Source organism: Paenibacillus sp. TAB_01, assembly GCF_043945595.1.
Lineage (GTDB): Bacteria > Bacillota > Bacilli > Paenibacillales > NBRC-103111 > Paenibacillus_S.
The window spans coordinates 188,358-208,804 of the sequence record NZ_JBIFNP010000001.1 but is presented as its reverse complement, the minus strand read 5'-3'; the positions used below and the strand labels follow the sequence as shown (position 1 = coordinate 208,804).

General features: G+C 53.2%; 21 protein-coding genes and 1 pseudogene. 6 read left to right on the top strand and 16 right to left on the bottom strand.

Going from position 1 to position 20,447, the window contains the following annotated elements:
- Positions 1-81 precede the first annotated feature (81 nt).
- The 6 genes from ACHHV8_RS01085 to ACHHV8_RS01060 all read right to left on the bottom strand — a co-directional run bounded on the left by ACHHV8_RS01085 (position 82) and on the right by ACHHV8_RS01060 (position 4,796).
- Complete coding sequence (locus ACHHV8_RS01085) at positions 82-777, bottom strand: winged helix-turn-helix domain-containing protein (protein WP_395156002.1); 696 nt, start codon at positions 775-777, stop codon at positions 82-84.
- The gene (locus ACHHV8_RS01080) at positions 759-1,151 is read right to left on the bottom strand and encodes a Fur family transcriptional regulator (protein WP_395156000.1); all 393 of its coding nucleotides are present in this window, start codon (positions 1,149-1,151) and stop codon (positions 759-761) included. Before ACHHV8_RS01080 ends, ACHHV8_RS01085 begins: the two co-directional genes overlap by 19 nt.
- Before the next feature lie 96 nt (positions 1,152-1,247).
- On the bottom strand, positions 1,248-2,342 hold the full coding sequence (locus ACHHV8_RS01075; protein WP_395155998.1) for a Ger(x)C family spore germination protein: 1,095 nt from the start codon (positions 2,340-2,342) through the stop codon (positions 1,248-1,250).
- Positions 2,339-2,959 (bottom strand): hypothetical protein, encoded by a 621-nt coding sequence (locus ACHHV8_RS01070; protein ID WP_395155996.1) that lies wholly within the window; start codon positions 2,957-2,959, stop codon positions 2,339-2,341. The genes ACHHV8_RS01075 and ACHHV8_RS01070 overlap by 4 nt, the downstream gene beginning before the upstream one ends.
- A 219-nt stretch (positions 2,960-3,178) precedes the next feature.
- Positions 3,179-3,448 (bottom strand): hypothetical protein, encoded by a 270-nt coding sequence (locus tag ACHHV8_RS01065; RefSeq protein ID WP_395155994.1) that lies wholly within the window; start codon positions 3,446-3,448, stop codon positions 3,179-3,181.
- A 4-nt stretch (positions 3,449-3,452) separates the two neighbouring features.
- Complete coding sequence (locus tag ACHHV8_RS01060; protein ID WP_395155992.1) at positions 3,453-4,796, bottom strand: spore germination protein; 1,344 nt, start codon at positions 4,794-4,796, stop codon at positions 3,453-3,455.
- Between the two features lie 203 nt (positions 4,797-4,999).
- On the opposite strand from ACHHV8_RS01060, the gene ACHHV8_RS01055 reads away from it, so the two are divergent.
- Positions 5,000-5,476: a CBO0543 family protein gene (locus ACHHV8_RS01055; RefSeq protein WP_395155990.1), complete on the top strand. Its 477-nt coding sequence runs from the start codon at positions 5,000-5,002 to the stop codon at positions 5,474-5,476.
- A gap of 268 nt (positions 5,477-5,744) precedes the next feature.
- On the opposite strand, the gene ACHHV8_RS01050 is transcribed toward ACHHV8_RS01055, so the two are convergent.
- Positions 5,745-6,956, bottom strand: a complete 1,212-nt coding sequence (locus ACHHV8_RS01050; protein WP_395155988.1) for an MFS transporter — start codon at positions 6,954-6,956, stop codon at positions 5,745-5,747.
- A gap of 248 nt (positions 6,957-7,204) precedes the next feature.
- Positions 7,205-8,590 (bottom strand): MFS transporter, encoded by a 1,386-nt coding sequence (locus ACHHV8_RS01045; protein WP_395155986.1) that lies wholly within the window; start codon positions 8,588-8,590, stop codon positions 7,205-7,207.
- Between the two features lie 129 nt (positions 8,591-8,719).
- Here ACHHV8_RS01045 and ACHHV8_RS01040 point away from each other — a divergent pair, with 129 nt between their 5' ends.
- Positions 8,720-9,076, top strand: coding sequence for an ArsR/SmtB family transcription factor (locus tag ACHHV8_RS01040; protein WP_395155984.1), 357 nt, complete (start codon positions 8,720-8,722; stop codon positions 9,074-9,076).
- A 202-nt stretch (positions 9,077-9,278) separates the two neighbouring features.
- Here ACHHV8_RS01040 and ACHHV8_RS01035 read toward each other — a convergent pair whose 3' ends face one another.
- Both ACHHV8_RS01035 and ACHHV8_RS01030 read right to left on the bottom strand, forming a co-directional pair.
- Complete coding sequence (locus tag ACHHV8_RS01035; protein WP_395155982.1) at positions 9,279-9,539, bottom strand: YkgJ family cysteine cluster protein; 261 nt, start codon at positions 9,537-9,539, stop codon at positions 9,279-9,281.
- A 14-nt stretch (positions 9,540-9,553) separates the two neighbouring features.
- A complete protein-coding gene (locus tag ACHHV8_RS01030) occupies positions 9,554-10,774 on the bottom strand; it encodes an MFS transporter (protein WP_395155980.1) in 1,221 nt (406 codons plus the stop codon).
- Positions 10,775-11,065: 291 nt separating this feature from the next.
- Here ACHHV8_RS01030 and ACHHV8_RS01025 point away from each other — a divergent pair.
- Positions 11,066-12,275 (top strand): annotated as a pseudogene (locus ACHHV8_RS01025) (MFS transporter).
- A gap of 32 nt (positions 12,276-12,307) precedes the next feature.
- Positions 12,308-12,736: a universal stress protein gene (locus ACHHV8_RS01020; RefSeq protein WP_395155978.1), complete on the top strand. Its 429-nt coding sequence runs from the start codon at positions 12,308-12,310 to the stop codon at positions 12,734-12,736.
- Positions 12,737-12,930: 194 nt separating this feature from the next.
- Here ACHHV8_RS01020 and ACHHV8_RS01015 read toward each other — a convergent pair whose 3' ends face one another.
- The 6 genes from ACHHV8_RS01015 to ACHHV8_RS00990 all read right to left on the bottom strand — a co-directional run bounded on the left by ACHHV8_RS01015 (position 12,931) and on the right by ACHHV8_RS00990 (position 18,748).
- Positions 12,931-13,776 (bottom strand): SDR family NAD(P)-dependent oxidoreductase, encoded by an 846-nt coding sequence (locus tag ACHHV8_RS01015; RefSeq protein ID WP_395155976.1) that lies wholly within the window; start codon positions 13,774-13,776, stop codon positions 12,931-12,933.
- Between the two features lie 371 nt (positions 13,777-14,147).
- Positions 14,148-15,125: a FecCD family ABC transporter permease gene (locus ACHHV8_RS01010; protein WP_395155974.1), complete on the bottom strand. Its 978-nt coding sequence runs from the start codon at positions 15,123-15,125 to the stop codon at positions 14,148-14,150.
- Complete coding sequence (locus ACHHV8_RS01005; protein ID WP_395155972.1) at positions 15,122-16,144, bottom strand: FecCD family ABC transporter permease; 1,023 nt, start codon at positions 16,142-16,144, stop codon at positions 15,122-15,124. Before ACHHV8_RS01005 ends, ACHHV8_RS01010 begins: the two co-directional genes overlap by 4 nt.
- Position 16,145: 1 nt before the next feature.
- Positions 16,146-17,129: an ABC transporter substrate-binding protein gene (locus ACHHV8_RS01000; RefSeq protein WP_395155970.1), complete on the bottom strand. Its 984-nt coding sequence runs from the start codon at positions 17,127-17,129 to the stop codon at positions 16,146-16,148.
- A gap of 91 nt (positions 17,130-17,220) precedes the next feature.
- Positions 17,221-18,033, bottom strand: a complete 813-nt coding sequence (locus ACHHV8_RS00995) for a helix-turn-helix domain-containing protein (RefSeq protein ID WP_395155968.1) — start codon at positions 18,031-18,033, stop codon at positions 17,221-17,223.
- Between the two features lie 361 nt (positions 18,034-18,394).
- Positions 18,395-18,748: a winged helix-turn-helix transcriptional regulator gene (locus tag ACHHV8_RS00990; protein WP_395155966.1), complete on the bottom strand. Its 354-nt coding sequence runs from the start codon at positions 18,746-18,748 to the stop codon at positions 18,395-18,397.
- 208 nt (positions 18,749-18,956) lie between these two features.
- Here ACHHV8_RS00990 and hxlA point away from each other — a divergent pair, with 208 nt between their 5' ends.
- Positions 18,957-19,589 (top strand): 3-hexulose-6-phosphate synthase, encoded by a 633-nt coding sequence (gene hxlA, locus ACHHV8_RS00985; protein ID WP_395155964.1) that lies wholly within the window; start codon positions 18,957-18,959, stop codon positions 19,587-19,589.
- A 5-nt stretch (positions 19,590-19,594) separates the two neighbouring features.
- Positions 19,595-20,170 carry a 6-phospho-3-hexuloisomerase gene (hxlB, locus tag ACHHV8_RS00980; protein WP_395155962.1) on the top strand — a complete coding sequence of 192 codons (576 nt, stop codon included), beginning with the start codon at positions 19,595-19,597 and terminating at the stop codon, positions 20,168-20,170.
- The last annotated feature ends 277 nt before the right edge of the window (positions 20,171-20,447 follow it).

Sequence of the window (20,447 nt, the reverse complement as noted above, 5' to 3'; positions counted from 1 at the left end):
TCGTTAATTATCTAACAAAGGGAGCTGCCATTCACCGCTCCGGCGGTTTTTCAGCTTGATACATTTCGTCGCGTCCCCGGCTTAATCCGCCAAGCGGTAGCCGACGCCGCGCACCGTCTCGATATATTTGGGCGACTTCGGATTATCCTTCAGCTTCTGTCTCAAGCTCTTCACATGGACATCCACCGTGTTGCTGCCCCCGAAGTACTGGTCGCCCCATACCCGGTCCATCAGCTCCTGCCGGGACAGCACCGTTCCTCTCGTATCCAGAAGCGCCTTCAGCAGATCGAACTCCGTCTTCGTTACCTCAACGCGTGCAGGGCCCAAATAAACGGACATCCGCCTGAAATCCACATACAGATCCTTAAGCCGAACCTGATCCGCACTTCCTGCGATGCCGCGGCCGCCATGCTGAAGAAGCTCATGGATTCGCTCCAGCACGGCAGGAATGGAAGCGGACGGCCAGGAGAAGGCTGCGGCGTAAGCCGAGTTCTCTTCCGCAAGCGCCGCCGTCTCCTGGACGAGCGCCACGGTGGGCGCGCCGAGCGGCAGCGCCTGCGTTGAGGGAACGCTGCCGTCCCGAGTCCGGTTCAGAATGAGCAGATCGATCGGCAGCTTGGCCAGCGCCTGCTCATCCAGATGATGAAAGACAAGCACGTCATAGCACTTGGCGGTCAGCGGGCCGACCAGCTCATGCAGCGTATGCGGAAACGGACTGATAATAACAATCGTATGCGTAGTTTCGCAGTAATCCCCGATCAATGGCTGCTGCTGCATCCAGGGCACACCCCTTTCAGTAAAATATGCTCCTCTTCCACCTGATACCCGGTCTCTTCCCCGACCCGCAGAGCCCATTCCTGCGGAACCGTGGTGAACACCTCATCGACGCGTCCGCAAACTCTGCACATAATATGCTGATGATCCTCCGTCCGCGCATCATAGCGGCTGGCATCTCCATCCAGCTTCAGCTCGCGGATCAAGCCTTCGTCCGTCAAGTACCGGAGCGAATTATAAGTTGTCGCGTAAGCAAACTGGTGCCCGCGCTTGTTCAGCCGTTCGATAATATCGGCCGCTGTCGGATGATCGGTGCTGTCCATGACGATCTCGTAGATCGCCTTACGCTGCGGCGTCAGCTGTCCTTTTCTGCTCATAATCCATTACCTCCGGCATCTCTTTTGATTTACACTTATTTTAAACTTATACTAAGTCTAAGTCAATATGCCGGTGGGTTAAATCGGTTCTCCGCCTTACTTGGTAACTCCTGTTCCTTCGATAACGACATCCGTGTGCACCCGGATAGGCATCGCCGGATAAGTCTTCGTCCATCTCTCCCATTCCTCTGCGGATACCATCCGGCTTGCTCTGTAGCGCAGCCCGAAGCCGATCGGATCAATGCCCTGGCTGACGACCTTTCTCAAAAACCGGCTCAGCTTGCGGTTGAAGGTGTCCTCGAACGACTTGCGGTACCGGAGCAAATCCTTCGAAATGATCGATTGCGTGGATTCCTCGACAATTCCCTTAAGCTTCATTCTTACGTCTATCGCCTGTCCTCCTTCAGGATCCTTCACAATGGAATACCTGCATTTTACATCCGTCACGCCCAATGTAATGACGTTCCCCTCCGACTTCGTCTTTAGCGCAAGCCGATGGAAGCCTTCTTTGCGAAACAGGTCGAGCAGCTCCGTTTCTTCAGGGTCCGTGATCAGCCGTGCCTTCCGTTTATCGAGTAAAGCTACCTGGTTGATTTCAAACGTATTTCCTTTCAGCTTGATAATCGGCAGGTAAGGATCTTTTCCCTTCTCATGAATGCGGCGGTTCATATCAAACAAATATTCCGTCAAAATATACGAGGTTTCCACCCCTTCCGTGGAAAAGGTTAGAAACAGCGTGTTACCGGGCAAGCGTTCCCAGCCGGGACTCATCTTCATCACGCTCATCGCATCCGGTTCCCCAATCGCCAAATACGATATGAATTGAATATCCCTTCTACGCACGAGCCATTCCATCGTCTCGGTAATATCCTCCTGCACCAAGGATTTGCCCAATACGAAAATTTTCGTGTGGCCGTAATCCAGCTCTTTATCTACCTTCGATTTCAGTAAACGGATCGCTTCCGTAATCGTCTCCGCTTCCTGGTGGATCACCTCGAACAGCTCCTGCCCCGCTTCAATTTTGCCTGTGGGAATACCCAGCTTCAAGGATACCGTGTAGCCTTTTCGCTGATCGGCCTTATCGATTCCAAGCGCTACGACAAAAAAACGCTTGTCAATATCCCGGAACGCGATTCCCGAGCAGCCGGACAAACAGAGGGCCAGAATGCAAAGAACAGCTATGCGTTTCATGCGGCTTTCCTCCCCCATCCGATATATATCAGCAGAGCGACCAGCACAGCCTCGATCCCGAAGTTCCACTCATGAACGAATGCGCCGAATTCGAAAAACTGCTGCTCATTTAACAGCTTTACGTACATGAAGACCAGGATGACAAATACGCCGCATATAATTTTAATCAGCAGAGGCCTTTCCGTCTGATCCGGGTTGACGTGCCGCTTTTTCGAAAAGCCGCCTTTAAACCATTCCAGCGCAACATGCCAGGCAACGATGGCGTACAGCATCGACAGATTCAAGTACAGCGACGAAAAAATAAAAATGGCCCGCTCAATCAATCCGTATTCCATTTCCAGCGAATCGGAGGTCGTCGTCCAAGGGTATACATAATTTTCTATCGCTTCGGTTCCATGGTAGCCTATCGGAATAAAAAAGCTGGCAAGCAAAGTGAACATGCCCAGGATGGGTAAAATCCACAGCCCCCTCCATTTCATATCCGCTGTCAATAGGCGATTCATCACCGACAAAGGGGTAAAGCCGAAAAAAACAAACGATGCTGCAGCCACCCCCTTGTACGTCGGCGCGAATGGCAGATGGTTGGCAACAGCCATAATGGCATCCCAATCCATCATCGTTCCCCCAATGGACTTCAGCAGGACGAACCACGACGAGCGGCACATTCAGCAGCAGCGATATTTCGGTCAGAATCAGAACGGTTTTCGTACTGCGTGTCGCCCCAAGCCAGGCAAGCAGGACGGTGAACATCAGCAGGTAGATCACCTTAATGTCCGGCGAGATGAACCGGTTGATGACCACAGTGAAGCCCGCGACCGTCTGAATGCCCTGAATCATCAACACAGCTGCCGCGATGGACAGAAGCGCAGCACACAGCCAGCGGGGGAGACGGTCGCCAAAATTTCCGGAACGCCTTGTCCCGGGAAACGGCGCATGACATGCAGAAAGCCGAGCTCGAGCACGCTCCCTACAACTACAGCCGTCCCCATGGAGGCCATGGCCCCATGATACCTTTCCTTAAACAAGATCGATGGAACGAAGATCATAATATTGACGAGCATCCAAAGTATCGGAAAATAATAAATGTACCGAACCGTACCGATCACCTACCTAGGACATATCGCCTTTTTTTTGCAGCTTTATCGGTAATTGAAAATAAGGTTCACCGAAGCTTCTGTGGTTGGATAACAAAATCAAGTAAAGAAATATCCCTCCTATGACACCCACGATGCCGAGGAAAGCCGCGAACAAAATGAGCGGATATTTCAAAAACCGGATCGCATAGCTCAAAGTGTTCACCGGGATGATAAAGTTGCAGATGGCCACCATCGAGGTCACGATAATCATAATGCTGCTGACCAAACCGGCCTCCTGCGCGGCCTGACCCAGAATAAGTCCGCCGACGGTCGTTGCCGTTTGGCCGATATATTTGGGCAGGCGTACACTGGCCTCTACCAGCGCTTCAATGATGAACAGCATCAGCAGCACTTCGACAAAAGACGGATACGGCACGACCGCCCGGCTCCCTGCAATCGAAAAGCTGAGCTGAATCCGAAACACCTCCGGGTTATACGACACGATAGCCACATAGATGGCCGGCAGGGCCACTGTAAAAATAAGAGAAATATACCGCAAAGCAATAATGATGGTCGTAAACCAGTACGGATTATGAATATCATCCATCGCGGACAACTGGTCATAAAAGGTGGTCGGAACGACCAGCGCAAAAGGAGAGCCTTGTATAAGAATCGCGACCTTCCCCTTCAATAAACAGTTGGCTATCCGGTCCGGTCTCTCGGTGATCAGAGAGGAAGGAAACAGCTCCTTGCGGTCCATCAGCAAATATTCTTCCAGCTGGCCCGCCGATTGAACGATATCGGCCTTCACCTTGCCGAGCCGGTTCTCCAGCTCTTCAAGCACGTGCTTCTTGCAGAATCTTTCATCATATAAAAGAATCAGCTCGGTAGCGCTCACACGCCCAACACGCCGGTAATCCGCATGCAGGTATGGCGAGACATACTGGTGCCGGATTAAACTCAAATTCGTCGCATTATTTTCGGAAAGCGAATTTTGCGATCCTTGAATGGCCGTTTCAATATTCGACGTCATCGGCTCCGAATTCCATACCCGATTGACCTCAAGCAGAAAGACGCTGGATCCGACGAATACGAAAGCGTGTCCCTGCAGTAAATGAGCGGTATAGTCCATTTCGCCGGTAATTTTCTGGCTGTTCGGCAGTGATTCCAGCCGGTATTCCAAAATTTCGGCATGCTCACAATTGAAAAAAGGCTTGATGAGCAGGTGATTGATCTGGCTCTCATCGCACATGGAGATCACATAAAGAAGCTCGATGGTAAAGCGGCCGTTCATCATGGCGCGGCAGTTCAGATCCAAGCCGGAGGGCAGGCTCTCCAAAATCAGCTTTAATCTTAAAGAGAGTTGGTCGTTGGTCATGTTTTCCTCGTTTATAACAAAAATGGGGAAATCCCCTATAGTTTCCCCGAAACCCTTCTCCCCATACTACCCGTTTTCAAGCAAGCTGGAACTACCTTGAATACACTTTTCTTATCTCTCCCTCATGTCCTTCCAGATTAAAAATCCGTATTTTTGACCATAATTCACATATAAAAATATCAATTTACCGAACGAGGATAATAATGGAAACACTTATTCTTTACACAGTTTGGATCATTACTGCCATTCTCCTGGTAATATTCATCAACCGGAAAACCTTGATTCGAGCACAGGTTAGTTTTTTATTCATGCAAGTACCTTCTTGGCTATTTGGCGCTTTAGTTGTTCAAGGCAGATTAATCGAATATCCTGTAGGGTTTCTAAGTATAGCTTACAGAGCAAGCTTTACTTTTGAGTTTTTCGTCTTCCCTGCTATAAGTTCCATTTTTAATGTTCATTTTCCTAAAGAGAAACCGTGGTTTGTTAAAACCATATACGTTTTTAGCTTTCCCACGGTAATTACAATAATTGAAGTCTTTCTGGAGAAGTACACAGAATTGATTAAATACTTAAATTGGACATGGTATCTGAGTTTCATCACCGTAACCATCACTCTATTAATTTCATACTGCTACTATCTGTGGTTTTTTGAAAAAATCAAGAAAATATACGGTCCATGATAATCGGAAGGTCTTCAAGTTCCTCCATATTCAAACGGCCCTTACAGCTTCTTCCCACCATGCCGCTGTGGTTATATGCCATTTTTTGAGCTATCGCCCCGTCCAAAATAATCTCCCAAAAGATCTATCTTCATCCCACTACCCTTTTGAAACAGCGTTGTCATGTTTTTTCTACAAACAGCTGCAGCGCAAAAAAACGCCAGTGTCTCCCTTAGGAAACACTGACGCTTTAACTTACCAAGTATAACTGGTATTTCGTTATAAAAAATTACGCCCGGACTTCGTCATCCTTAGGCAGCAGCACCGCCAAAATACCGAGCAGCGGCAGGAACGCGCACATTTTCATAATGAAGGCGATGCTCGTCGCATCCGCAATCGAACCCAGTACGGCGGAGCCAAGCCCGCCCAAGCCGAACGCCAAACCGAAGAACAAGCCTGAGACCAGACCGACCTTGCCCGGCAGCAGCTCTTGAGCATATACCACGATGATCGAAAACGCGGACGACAGAACGAAGCCTGCGCAGACGACCAGCACACCGGACCAGAACAAATTTGCAAAAGGCAGCAGAATCGAAAACGGCGCCGTCCCCAGAATGGACAGCCAAATGATATTGCGGCGGCCGTACCGGTCGGCCAGCGGCCCTCCGAAGAACGTCCCCGCTGCCGATGCCGCCAGGAACGCAAACAGGAACAGCTGTGCGTGCTCGACAGTCACGCCATAATCCTCAATTAAGTAGAAGGAATAAAAGCTCGTGATGCTCGACATGTACACATGCTTGGAAAAAACGAGAAAGACGAGAATAACGACAGCCGCGGTCACTTTATTCCGCGACAGCCCTACCGTCTGGCCGTCGGCGGATTTGGCCCTGCCGGCCGAACGCGGCATCACCGGCTGGCGGCTGTACCAGCCTGCCACGAAATATTGAATCACAATGCCCGCAATCGCGGCAAAAGTAAACCAGATGACGCTGAATTGGCCATAGCTTGCGAAGATCAATGCCGTCATAATCGGTCCGAGCGAGCTGCCGATGTTGCCGCCCACCTGGAAGATGGACTGGGCCAGCCCCCTCTGCCCGCCTGCGGCCAAGTAGGCGACACGGGACGATTCCGGGTGGAAAATCGCCGAGCCTACGCCCATGGCGATAACGGAAAGCAGAATGATCGCAAAGCTCGGGGCGAGCGCCAGCGAGACGATCCCGACCAGCGTAAAGCATACGCCTAACGGCAAAATATAGGGACGCGGCTTCACATCCGCATACAGCCCGACGACCGGCTGCAAAAAGGATGCGGTAATATTCATCGCAAAGGCAATGAGACCGATCTGCGAATACGATAATTGCAATGTCTCTTTTAGGATAGGAAATAGGGCTGAAATCGTTGATTGCATCGTATCATTGAGCAAATGAACGATACTGATAGCGAATAAAATCGGAAAAACAGTGCTAGTTAACGGTACAGCTTTGACCCCCGTATTGGCCACGTTGCTTCCTCCTCGCAGCTTTCCCGCAGGAAAGTTTATAGCGCAAATATTTTTTATATGAAACGAACCTTGAGCGATTATAGCACTGTGACGCCGCATGTCAATACATATAAAGAAAAACGCCTCGGCTCAAAGCCGAAAGCGCCCTTCTTGACTGCGTTAATTATTTACGCTGCGAATAAAGCTGGAGCGTGCCCCCGGCAGACATGCCTGACCGGAACGAAAGAGCCGGGAATCACACGCACTCGTTAACGACCTAAGCTTTGAGCCGCGGCAACCGGCCGGCGCACGCCTTTATAAGCGAGAGAGCAAATCACTCCGATCACGACAATCGCGGACATGCCCCAGAATACGTTCGCGTAGGCGGTCGGAAGCGGCAGCCCTTGCTGCCAGACGAGGGCGCTGCCTGTCACAGCGACGCTGAACGCGCCGCTAAAGAACTGAATCAGCTGGAACAGGCCCATCCCCGCGCCGATCTCTTCCTTGGACAGCCGCTGCGACATTTCGTTGGATACGCTTGTGGTGAGTGCCGTAAAGCCGACGCTCATCAGCATATAGATCAGCATAATGGCATAGATCGAGCTGCCGGCAAACAAAGCGAATAATACGGCCGAAGCCATAATGAACCAGGAGGCATATTTGACGAACACGCCGTTGCCGAAGCGGTCAATGATTTTGCCGATCCGGTTGGAGGCGATCATCGACAAGACTGCACCCGGGAAAATGATGAGCCCGGATTGGCCCGGACTAAGCTGGAACAAGTGCGCCAGAATTTGCGGCATCAGGAACAGCGTAGCGAAATTATTCAAATAGGATACGACGCCCAGCGCGCTTAACGTCATATACGGCTTATTGCGGAAAAGAGCCGGCTGGACGAACGGGCTGGGCGCCCGGTGAATCCGCAGCCAGAACAAGTACAGCGCGGCAAGCCCGACCAGCAGCAGCACCCACAAGCGGGTCGTCAGGAACAGCAGCATAGCCGTCGTTCCCAGGCCGATGAGCAGAGCGCCGGCGAAATCGAAGTTCACCCGCTGCGAAGCCTCCTTCGGCAGAAGCCGGTAAAAGACCGGCGTCAAGAACAGCACGATGCCGGTGACGGCGAATAAATAGTTCCAGCCCATATACTGGATCACGGCGCCGCCGATTACGGGTCCGAGACCGAGGCCCAGAGAGCTGGCCGACATCACCATGGACATCGCCTTTCCCCGCCGCTCCGCCGGAATAAACCGGGTGAGCAGCACGATTCCGAGTGCCGGTACGGAGGCCGCACCCGAAGCTTGAATAAGCCTGGCGGTGAGCAGCAATGCAAAGCTATGGCTGAAAAAGCCGAGAATCGAGGCACCGCCAAGCGACAAGATACCGACCGTCAGCAAGGTACGGATAGGCAAATAATCGGACAGGCGGCTGTACGTGATCGAAGAAATGGCAAATACAATGGAGTAGCCTGTCACAATCCAGGATGCCGATATCGAGGAAAGGCCGAACTGCTTGGAAACCTCCGGCAGCGCCAAGTTAAACATCATCGTATTCATCACAACGATAATGACGGTGACGGCCAGAAGCGCGGTGACCAGGCCTTCCTGAAAGCCGGCCCCGGATGGTTTGATCGAATCGGATGCAAGCTGTTTGTTCATAAATCCTCCTTGGGAATGAGAATATTTTTATAGTTCTAATATCATCGAACAATTGAAGTATAGCACTCCGTATGTTACAATTCAATCAAAAGATTGGAAGCCTGAAGAGAGCTTTCGAGGAGGCTTACAATGAAAATATTACATCATCCCCATCGGGACGATATACATCTGACCTCGGTGCTTCACGCTTTAAGCGATCCGATCCGGCTGAGTATTATCCAGGAGATCGCGCAGCACGGCGAGCAATCCTGCAGCTGCTTTACGGCCCCTGTAGCCAAATCGACGCTGTCCCATCATACCCGGACCTTGCGCGAAGCCGGCGTTGTATTCGTCCGTGTACAAGGCACGCAGCACTTCGTCACGATCCGGCAGGAAGATCTGGAAGCACGCTTCCCCGGCCTGCTTGCCGCTGTGCTGAACGGCGCCAATACCTCCGGGACAGGCATTTCTCCGGGAAACGAAACCGGTACAACATCTCCAAGCTAAGCTGCTGTGCAAGCCCATATACAGAAAAGAAGCCTTCACTGCCGCATCCGGCGGTGAAGGCTTCTTTCGGTTGAGGATGGGACCTAGGCGCCCGCAATGCGCGTCTGGGATTCGCGAATGTCAGAAAGAAAGCTTGTACGGTTGAGGCCGGGAGCCTCCTCCTGGTACCTGCCCAAATCGTCTCAGCTCCGGCCGTACTACTCTAGTGTTCAGGCTTTGTTGCCTGCTCGAGGCTCGTTAATATCGCAAAAGCTTCTTCATCGGATTGCCCGCACATTTCAGGCGAAGGCTTCAGACTGCCGCACACGGCAGGCCGTTCGGGCTGGCCGAATAGTCCGCACCGGTTATCGGCCGTCAGGTGCAGGCAGCGGATGCCGGCCGGCTTCCCTTCAGGCATCCCCGGAATCGGAGAAGAAATCGAGATGACGATACAGCACGCCGCGCACCCTGCCCTGCACTCCATCCCGCTTCCTCCTCTTATATAGGCTTCTCGATCTTAGGCTTGACCGGAACCGAGACGGAAGGCCCTTCCAGCCTCGCCGACCGGAGCATCACATACGACAGCAGCGCCGTGGCACAGCCGAATGCCCCGACGATAACGAAGCCTTCGTGCAGCGTGAGCCAATCGCCCGCCAAACCCATGAACAAAGGCCCGATAAACATGCCGAGTCCGTAGATGGCCTGGTAAAATCCCATCGCCGTCGCCCGTTTGCCGGGCTCCATATGCTTGATGCTGAGCGACATCAGCACCGGAGAGGTGAACCCGCGTCCGAAGCCCGCGATGGCTTGCGTCAGAATCAGAATCCACAGCGTCTGCGTGAAGGGAATCAAGATGGTGAAGACCCCGCTCAGCACGAAGCCGAGAATAATGACCTTCCGTTCCCCGAGCTTACGGGCAATATATTTGCCGCCGACCCAGGCCGCAATCGCGGTAGGCAGTGTGGAGGCAAAGGTCAGCAGCCCCATGTCCAGCTTGGTGGCGCCGAGCGATCCGGCGTAGACCGGCGTGAAGCCGAACACCGTTGCAAACGTGAGAATCTGAAACAGGATCGCCAGGAACGATACCGTCAGCAGCGTCCGGTCGCGGGCCACTTCCATGACGCCCTGCAGCGTAAGCTTCGGTGCGTCCTCCTCGAACTTCTCTACAATGAAATATGCGCCCAGCATGCCGATAAAGCCTACAACGGCCCCGATCAGGAAGGCCGATTCCCAGCCGTAGTGATCCGCGAACCAGCCGCCGCACAAAATACCGAGCATTTGTCCGATGGAATTGTACATCGAGATGGTCCCCATCGCGCCTGTCGTATCGTTCTTCGGGTAATAGCTCGCGAACAGAATCGTAAAGTCGACCCAGGTCGCCGCGGCCGCCCCTGCCAGAATCCGCAGGAACAAGATCCAGTTCAGCTCCTGCGTCAGCAGAATGCCCATCCCGGAGAATACGGAAAACAGCAGGCCGGCAATGATGAACATTTTACGCTTGTGCAGCCGGTCGGAGACGACGCCTACGGGAATGCGCAGCAGCATTTGGCTGAGGCCGTACATGCCTACGATGACCCCCGCCATTTGGTTCGACGCTCCCAAATCCATCACATAAGCGGTCAGAATAGGAACGCATGTGTACATGGAAAACCAGAAAAGCATAGTGACGCCGCAAAATAAAGGAATGCGGTATTGCGTCCGTTCGGGTGTGATGTTCATACGAGTCTCCTTTTTTCGGAAGCGTTTTCTCTTCACAGTCCCCTCTATTTTACCGCTAAACGTTTCGTTTGGCACCTGTTTATTCCTGCTGATTCGTAATGTAAATCATATTGACAGCACCATATAAAGTTGTATACTACAAGTATATAGTTTCATTGTACAACTATTTTTTTGTTACAAGTCATATTAGCGGGTTCGCGCCTATTCCCTTGCCCGGGAGCTGCCGCATAGCAGCCGTTCCGGGAGCGAATACTAGCGCAAAGCAGCCCGAATCGGAGGGGTAAACATTCCATGTCATCAGAAGCTGGATATCAAGAAATAAACAAACGGTCCGGTACGTTCAGTCAGCCGCTTGCCGTCTGGGCCATTGCTTTTGCCTGCGTCATTTCCTTTATGGGGATCGGGCTGGTCGATCCGATTCTGCCGGCTATCGCCAAGAAAATGGATGCGACGCCGAGCCAGGTGTCGCTGCTTTTTACAAGCTATAACCTCGTCACCGGGGTTGCCATGCTCATTACCGGGTTCGTCTCAAGCCGGCTCGGGACGAAATGGACGTTAATTACCGGCGTGTTTCTTATTATTGTGTTCGCAGGTCTTGCCGGCAATTCCGATACGATCAACGCCATCGTCTGGCTGCGCGGAGGCTGGGGCTTCGGCAACTCGCTGTTTCTCGCCACCGCCTTATCGGCGATCGTCGGGCTGTCCACGTCCGGTACGGCGCAAGCGATTATTTTCTACGAGGCTGCGCTGGGGCTCGGTATTGCCGTAGGCTCCGCTGCTCGGCGGCGAGCTGGGCTCGATCTCTTGGCGCGGCCCGTTCTTCGGCGTCAGTGTCCTGATGACCGTCGCTTTTCTGTTTATTCTTTTTATTATGCCTAAAGTCGCGAAGCCCAAAACACCGATCAAGCTGTCGGCCCCGTTCAAGGCGCTCAGCTATCCCGGCCTGCTTACTTTGGGGGTTGTAGCCTTTTTGTACAACTTCGGATTTTTTACTTTGATGGCTTATTCGCCCTATGTAATGGAGCTGAACGAACACGGGCTCGGTTATGTGTTTTTCGGCTGGGGACTGCTGCTGGCCATTACCTCGGTTTTTGTTGCGCCAAGGCTGCAGAAACGGTTCGGCTCCGTCGCTTCGATCGTAACGGTGCTGTCCGCTTTCGCCGTTATCCTGTTCATTATGGGCATCGGGGCCCACACGCCGATGGTCGTTATTGTCTGCGTGGTCATCTCCGGCATGTTCCTCGGGATCAACAATACGCTGATTACGACCGCTGTGATGGAATCCGCTCCCGTCGAACGGTCGGTCGCCTCGGCTGCCTACAGCTTCGTCCGGTTCATGGGCGGCGCGATTTCGCCGTGGCTTGCCGGTAAATTGGCCGAGTGGTTCAACCCGAGCGTGCCGTTTATTTTCGGCGCTGTAATGGTTCTGCTCGGCGTATTGTTCCTGACCGCACGGCGCAGGCATCTGGCCGGCATCGACGCAGCCATTACTCACCATTAAGCTGCAGGCAGCAGCAAAGGAGGAAGATCTCAATGTATCAACGTATTTTAGTTCCTGTCGACGGCTCGGATCATGCGCTTCGCGCCGTACAATCCGCACAATGGCTGGCTTCGCAGGGGGCGGCCAACGGCACCCGGATTACGCTCTTGCATGTCAGCCCGGTTCTTGCGTTTAATGACGCGGCGTTGGGCGTAGACAATCTCGACGACCGTCAGGAGGAGGAAGGGCACCGCGTCCTGCAGGAAGCCGGACAGACTCTGCAGGGAACGGGCATACCGTTCGAGACCGAATATATGACCGGCCCGCCCGCCAAAACCATTTGCGCGAAAGCGCGCGAAGGGCAGTACGATCTGATCGTCATGGGAAGCCGCGGCTTAAATCTGCTGTCTGAAATTTTGGTCGGCAGCGTCAGTCACTATGTAGTTCAGCATGCGCATTGTCCGGTCTTGATTGTGAAGTAATAAACCAGCACTTATAAAATGGCTAAGTTAAACTTTCATATGTTTCCAAGCAATAAATGAACCGATTGAAAAGTGAACCGCACCTCCAATCGTTAGACGGTGTCTAACAATCGGGGTGCAGTTCATTCAAAGAAGGCGGTTCATTTAGCTATCGCGTATGCATTGTTCAGCAAGAAAGCTCTCTACTGTACACCTTATATGAGAAAGGGAGGAATGAAGCGTCCATCCACATCGGTGAATCCGTATTCCCGGGCAAGGTCACTCGCTTGAAGTACCCGTCCGTGTTTAAGCCGCACTTCGCTATCCCCCGCCAAGGCGGACACTGCTCGCCCAATATAATACGGCGACTCCGTCTGTTTAAGAGCTTCAACCTCCTTCCAATGATCTTCATCCGTATTGAAATTTCGTAATACTAGTTCCGTTCTCATCCAGCCAGGGGAGACCGCTACCGCCGTAATCTTGGTGTTATGGAGATCCTGAGCTAATCCGAACACGGAGCGGTTAATCGTATTCTTCGCAAGGTCGTAATAGAAAGTTCCTAAATATTTATCCTGATCCCGGAATGTGGTATGTACGATCAATCCGGAATCGGCTTCCAGCATAAGCGGAATCGCATAATGGTTTGTCGCTATTTGCGCGCGTACTCCGCTCTGAAACATAGCATCCCACATGCTCAGAGGATATTCCCAGGAAGGCTTGGGCTGTAAATTCACTTCCAGGTCATGCAGTCCCCAGACGTTATTCACGAGTATATGAAGACGTCCTTGTTCCTGCCGGATTCTGTCGATCAAAGCTTCTGTTTCCTCATCACGGGTATGATCGCAGCGGCATGCGTAAGCCTCGCCACCATTGTTTAGAATCTCCTCGACTGTCTCATCGATACTGCCCGGAAAACCGTTAGTGGCAGCGCCCCGCAAGCTTCTTCCCGACACATAAACGACGGCTCCGGCTTTCCCAAGTTCAACGGCTATCCCACGACCTGCCCCCCGGCTTCCTCCGGTTACGAGAGCGATTTTCCCAGTAAGTCTCTTCAAGTTCATCTACTCCTTCGCAGTTATTTATTTCATAATACAACAGGACTATGTCATCTACTGTCATAGTAAGAAGGAGCTATTCAAACTTTTGGGAACGCCAGAGTAAGTCATTTCCGGTGGCCACTGAACCCAGAGGTGCGGGATTGCAAAGAGCGGATAGGTTCCCGAACATAGCCGTAAAAAAACTGCACCTCCCACTGTTAGTTGATGTCTAACAATTGGGGTGCAGTTCATACGCAGACGGGAGTCTTGCTTTCTATTTGGATCGAGCTTCATGAAGATCGCAGCCCGCCTACGAGCGTTCGATGAATCCAGAACTGAGCGTTGCTCCATGCCTGATCTTTGCAGGCAGTGCCGCACACCAGCTCCGGCCCGCTTTACCGCACCTTGCGTTCCCTGCGCAGCAGGTACACAAAGTATGGCGCGCCGATAACGGCCGTCATCACCCCGACGGGGACTTCCCTCGGGATAATGATGATGCGGCCCAGCACGTCGCCGAGCAGCATCAAGTCGGCGCCGAGCAGCGCCGCGAGCGGAATCAGCCACTGGTGCCGGCCGCCGACGATGCTTCGCGCCATATGAGGCGCGATCAATCCGACGAAGCCGATCGCCCCTACCGCGGAGACGGAGATGCCCGCGAGGGCTACGGCCAGCAGCAGCAGCCAGAAGCGCTGTCGGATGATGTCGAGCCCAAGCGAGGCGCTGGACTCGTCCCCGAGCTGAAATACATTCAGCTTCGGAAAGCTCATCCAAGCGAAAGGAAGCAGCACCGCGATCCAGGGAAGCAGCGATATCACTTCCCTCCAGCCCCGGTTCCAGAGGCTGCCCGACATCCAGAGCAGCGCCATGCTGATATTCGTCGGATGCGTCACGATCATATACTGGATGGCCGCCTGGAACACGGCTCCAATCGCCACCCCGACCAAGGCCAGCATGGCCGGGGACAAGGTCAGCCGGCGGCTCAGCAGCATCAGGATGAAGAACACGGCGACGGCTCCGGCAAAGGCTGCGGCAGGCAGCGCATAGCCGGGCGCCTTTGGAAACAGGAAGATGACCGCAGCGGCCGCAAAGCCCGCTCCCTTCGTAATGCCGATCACATCCGGGCTTGCCAGCGGGTTGCGCACCAGGCTCTGAAGAATCACGCCGCCTACGGCCAGACCGAACCCGGCCAGAATGCCGACAATAATCCGCGGCAGACGTACCTCATGCACGATAAAATAAGACGGGCTGTCCTTGGACAGCAGAGCCGCACCGAGTCCGTTCAGAGGGATCGATACGGCGCCGACGCTGATAGACACGGCAACCAGCGCCAGCATGAACAATAATGCCGCGGCAACGGCAGCTCCCTTGCTCATCGCTGCGCCCCTCCCTTCCGGCGGGCCAAATAAATAAAGAACGGCGCGCCGATCGCCGAGGTGACGATCCCGACGGGCGATTCGAACGGGAACGCGATCATCCGGCTGAGCAAATCCGCATAGACCAGCAGCAGGCCGCCCAGCAGGCCGGTCAGCGGGACCAGCACGCCGAGCCGGCTGCCCGCCAGCGCGCGGGCGATATGCGGCACGATCAGGCAGACGAAGCCGATCGGCCCGCATATCGCGACGGACGAGCCGGCAAGCACGATAACAAGCAGCAGCGCTGTGCCCCGGATGATTGCAATCCTTTGCCCCAGCCCGGCGGCGATTTCATCGTCCAGCAGCAGCAGCCTGAACGAAGGTACGAGCAGGCCGAGCAGCAGCAGACCGCCCGCGAACCACGGCAGAACCATCCGCACCTCCGCCCAGCCCGCCTGATTCACGGAGCCGACCAGCCAGAACATCATGCTCTCAGTTGAATATTGGTTGAGAATAATCAAGCCCTCCGTCAACGAAGACAGCAGGAAATGCACCGTAATTCCGGCCAAGGCCAGACGGACCGGCTGCTTCCCCCCTTGTCCTGTCAGCGACCAGACCAGCAGGGCGCCTGCGGCGGCCCCTACGAAAGCAAGCATCACCGTGCCCGTCAAGGACAGGCCGGCGACGGCAAAAAGCCCCAGCACGACCGCCAGCGACGCTCCGGCGTTAATGCCGAAAATATGCGGCGAAGCCAGCGGATTTCTCGTAGCCAGCTGGGTGAGCAGGCCCGCCAGCGCCAGCTGCATACCCACGATACAAGCTGTCAGCGTCCGCGGCAGGCGCAGCGTTTGAATGTACAGATCGGCCTTATCCTGCTTCTGATACGTCAGCGCCTCAAACAACGTGCTCCACGATATTTGCGCCTGGCCCCATTTCAGGCTGAACAGCAGGCCTGCGGCCAAGAGGATCAGGACCACGGAAAACAGGAAGAGCAGAAACCATAATCGGCTCTGCTTTTCCCGTCGGATTGGATGATCCATCTTATTTTTCTCCCAGCTGCTTCACAATGTCTTCAGCGATTTTCTCGCTTCCGAGCATGCCGCGGGACAGCGACCAGTCGCGTCTTTCTACGGTAAATACTTTTTGGTTGGCGACCGCGTCGATTTTGTTCCACAGCGGGTTCGTTTTCCATTCATCTACAATCGTTGTTTTATCCGTCGGCATCAGGAACAACACCTGCGGATTCGTTTCAACCAGCTGCTCCAGCGTCAGCTGCGGATAAGCATTGTCGTTTTTCACCGGATCGGTGAAGCCGAGCATCTTGAGCATCGAGCCGCCATAGGAATGATCCGAGTGGCCGAAGAACCCTTTAGGATTCACAACCGCCGGGAGCACGGTGAGGTTGGCGTTTTTGATTTTTTTCTTCGCTTCTTCCATTTTGGCCTGATGCTCTTGCAGGCGTTTGTTCCCCTCTGCTTCCTTGCCGACCGCTTTGGCTGTGATCATATAGTTTTTCAGCATTTGCTCGTAGTTGGCCTGATAATCGTCCAGCGCGAGAATCGGCGCAATCGCTTTCAGCTGCGGAATCGCATTTTTGTGCTTGTTGATATCGACGATAATCAAATCCGGCTTGAGCGAGCTGATCAGCTCAATATTCGGCTCATAGCGGGAGCCGACCGAGGTGTACTTGCCCAGCTTGCTCTTCACGGAATCCATGAACAGATCCGGGGCGCCGTCGTCTGCAATCCCGATCGGCTGTACATCCAGTGTCACCAGCATATCCGTAAAGCTGAAGTCCATCGTAACGATGCGCTCCGGTTTTTTGGGCAGCGTGACGGTCCCCAGCGCGTCCTCTACAGTAATTTTGGTATCCTGCGGTGCAGCGCCCGACGCAGCCGGGGCAGGCTGGCCTGCACTGCCGGAGGCCGGCGGGTTAGAGGCCGTCTGGCCGCAAGCGGATAAAAATAAAACTACGGCTACAAACAACATGAGATAAAATGAACGATGACGAATCCAAAGATGCATTGTACCTTCCTCCTGATAATGATAATTATTCTCAAATCATTGTAGCCGGAACTCCCCTCTGAGAACATATCTATTCTTAAGATCGGACATGTTATTTTTTTAGATTTTGTTGAACGCTGGTTTGAAATTCGGTCGGCGAACAGCCCGATTCTTTTTTGAAGATCCGGCTGAAATGAAAATAATCGGCAAAACCGACCCTTTGCGCTATTTCTTTGGCCGACAGCCTCGTCTGCTGAAACATCTGCTTCGCCTTGTCGATACGCAGCCGGCGCAAATATTGCGTCATCGTTAACCCCGTATGCCGCTTGAACAGCACCGTATAATGCCCTTCGCTCATACCGGCCCGTTCGGCCATCATCGGGAGCGTCAGCTTCAGCATATAATGCTCGTTCATATAGGAGAGCGAATGCTCGATAGATACCGCGGCGTGCTTCTCCTCCCGGACCATCCGGCTTTCATACATAAAAATAAACAGGATGCGCTCCAGAAGGAGCCGCTTCCTGAACTGCTGCGCCGCTTCCTCCTCCGCCGCAAGCGCCGGATCGGCCGCGTCCGTACGCAGAAGCTCGTCCAGCATGTATTTGATTTTCACTTCGCTTAGCGTGCGCAGCGGCCCGGATAAGGTCCAGGCGCTTTCCTCAGGGAACACCCCGTAAGTGAGCAGCGCGTACTCGGCTTGTCTCGTTCGGGGAATTTGAATGGTGAAAGGGCCGCAGCCGGGCTGGCAGGCGTAGCCCTGCGTCACCACGACGGGTTCCTGCCAAGGGACGGTAAGCGTCAGATGCCCGCTGAGGAGGACGATCAGCAGATGCCGGTTCGCGGGACATTCGATGGTTTGAGAAATACTGCTTACGGTAATGTGTTCAAAGACCGGGATCATCGAATTAAGCTGTTGAAAAGACATCGGACAAGTCCCTTTCCTTCTATTTTCAATCGAATCGAGCCTGCCCCTGCGCGGATGCAGCCTGCACAATGCACGTTAGCTGCGCAATAAGGCAAGGCCGCAGAGAGGCCCGAGCTTGTCGAGAAACCCTGAATTTGTGTGATACTCCGGTGGGGTATCCTCCTCCAGCCGCTGTTGAAATCCGTGAATTTGATTAGATTTAAAGGTATTTTCATGGATTTCAAAGGCGGACGTAAACTAAGCGTTTTTCGAAGAAAAACGGCCTTCGTAAGCTTAAATACCCCACCTGCGTTGGTACGCATGGCTCACTTCGTGTGGCTTTCTCGACAGCCTGAGGCCGCAAAGCGGCCTTTTACCCCATTTACTTCCAAACGACCTTTTCCCCGTAATCCTTCCCCCAGTCGTACATCATTTTCAGAATCGGCATCAAGCTCTCTCCGTACTCCGTCATGGAATATTCGACACGCGGGGGTACCTCGGCATACACCTTGCGCTCCACCAGCCGGTCTTCCTCCAATTCGCGCAGCTGGTTCGTCAGCATTTTTTGCGTGATGGAAGGAATGAGCTTCTTCAGCTCACTGAACCGCTTCGTGCCTTCAAGCCCGAGATGCCACAAAATAATCAGCTTCCATTTGCCTCCGATGACCGCAAGGGTCAGCTCCTTTTCACAGTTAATCATCTTCAAATCTATTCGTTCCTTCAGTTCGCTGGCCATCCGTTACATCACCCTCCGAATAAAATAGGTATTATTGCATGAGCTTATTATGCCGCCAAACGGTCCAATAGTATCTTCACGGTAACTACACCACTTTGAAGTGCGTACTTCCTAAATCGAAAGCTTGCTTTTAGAATAAGGGATGTTCGCAGGAAAAACAATCAGGTTCAAACGAAAACAAATCATTACAATCCGAGGAGTGAAGCTCATGCAATTACAATTAGCTTTGGATTTGGTCAATATTCCGGAAGCCAAGGAAGTCGTTAAAGAAGTGGAAGCTTATATAGATATCGTCGAAATCGGTACGCCGGTCGTCATCAATGAAGGCCTGAGAGCCGTCAAGGAAATCAAGGAATCGTTCCCCGGCTTAAAGGTACTGGCCGATCTGAAAATTATGGATGCCGGCGGCTATGAGGTTATGAAAGCCTCCGAGGCGGGAGCGGATATCATCACCGTGCTCGGCGTATCCGATGATTCCACCATTACAGGCGCTGTCCAGGAAGCCCGCAAGCAGAACAAAAAAATTATGGTCGATATGATCAACGTCCGGAATTTGGAAGAACGCGCCCGGGAAATCGACGCTCTTGGCGTTGACTACATCTGCGTCCACTCCGGCTACGACCATCAGGCGGCAGGCAAAAATTCTTTTGAAGAGCTCAACGCTATCAAGCGCGTCGTCAAAAATGCCAAGACGGCCATCGCCGGCGGCATCAAGCTGGATACGCTGCCGGAAGTCGTCAAAGCCAACCCGGATCTGGTTATCGTCGGCGGAGGCATTACCGGTCATGAGGACAAAAAATCGGTTGCTGCCGAAATGCAGAAGCTGATCAAACAGGGTTAAGAGCTATGACTTCGGCAAAATCGGTAAACCTAAGCGGCTATACGGACGCCGTCATCCGGGAGCTGCAGCATACGCTTCGGCAGGTGTCCGATGAATCCGCCGGACAGCTCGTGGAACGGATACTTCAGGCACAGAAGGTATTCGTTGCCGGCGCCGGCCGCTCCGGCCTGATGATGAAGGCTTTTGCCATGCGGCTGATGCATCTGGGCCTGCAGGTGTATGTTGTCGGTGAAACCGTGACGCCCGGATTAGGCCGGGACGATCTGCTCATTATCGGCTCCGGCTCAGGCGAGACCAAGAGTCTGGCAGGTATGGCGGCAAAGGCGCGAAGCCTCGGAGCCTCCGTCGCTTCGGTTACCGTCAACCCAAAATCGACCATAGGTCAATTGTCAGAAACCGTAATCGAGCTGCGCGCTGCCGTGAAGGATTCATCCAACCCAGAGAAAACAACGATTCAACCGATGGGCTCCCTTTTCGAGCAGAGTCTGCTGCTGGTACTCGATTCCATCATTCTAAGTATTATGGAGCGCAAGGGTACTGACGGTTCCACGATGTTCGGCCAGCACGCCAATTTAGAATAGTCCTTAAAGCTTGCTCGAAGTGCGGCGTAGCATCGGACTTAAAGCACAAGCTAACAACGCAGTCTCCTGCCGGTTCCGGCGAAGGCTGCGTTGTTCTTATGCCTGCTGGTCCCATTTCTAACCCGTGATTTCATTCCAGCTCTCTCCGAAATAGTTCCTTGATCCCATGATTTGGTCGAAAATAAATAAAAAACTAGGACCCCTCCTGTTTCAATGAGAAATTCTAAGGGTAATACACCAAAGCAAGCTCATTGAATCATGGGACAAAGATAGGAGT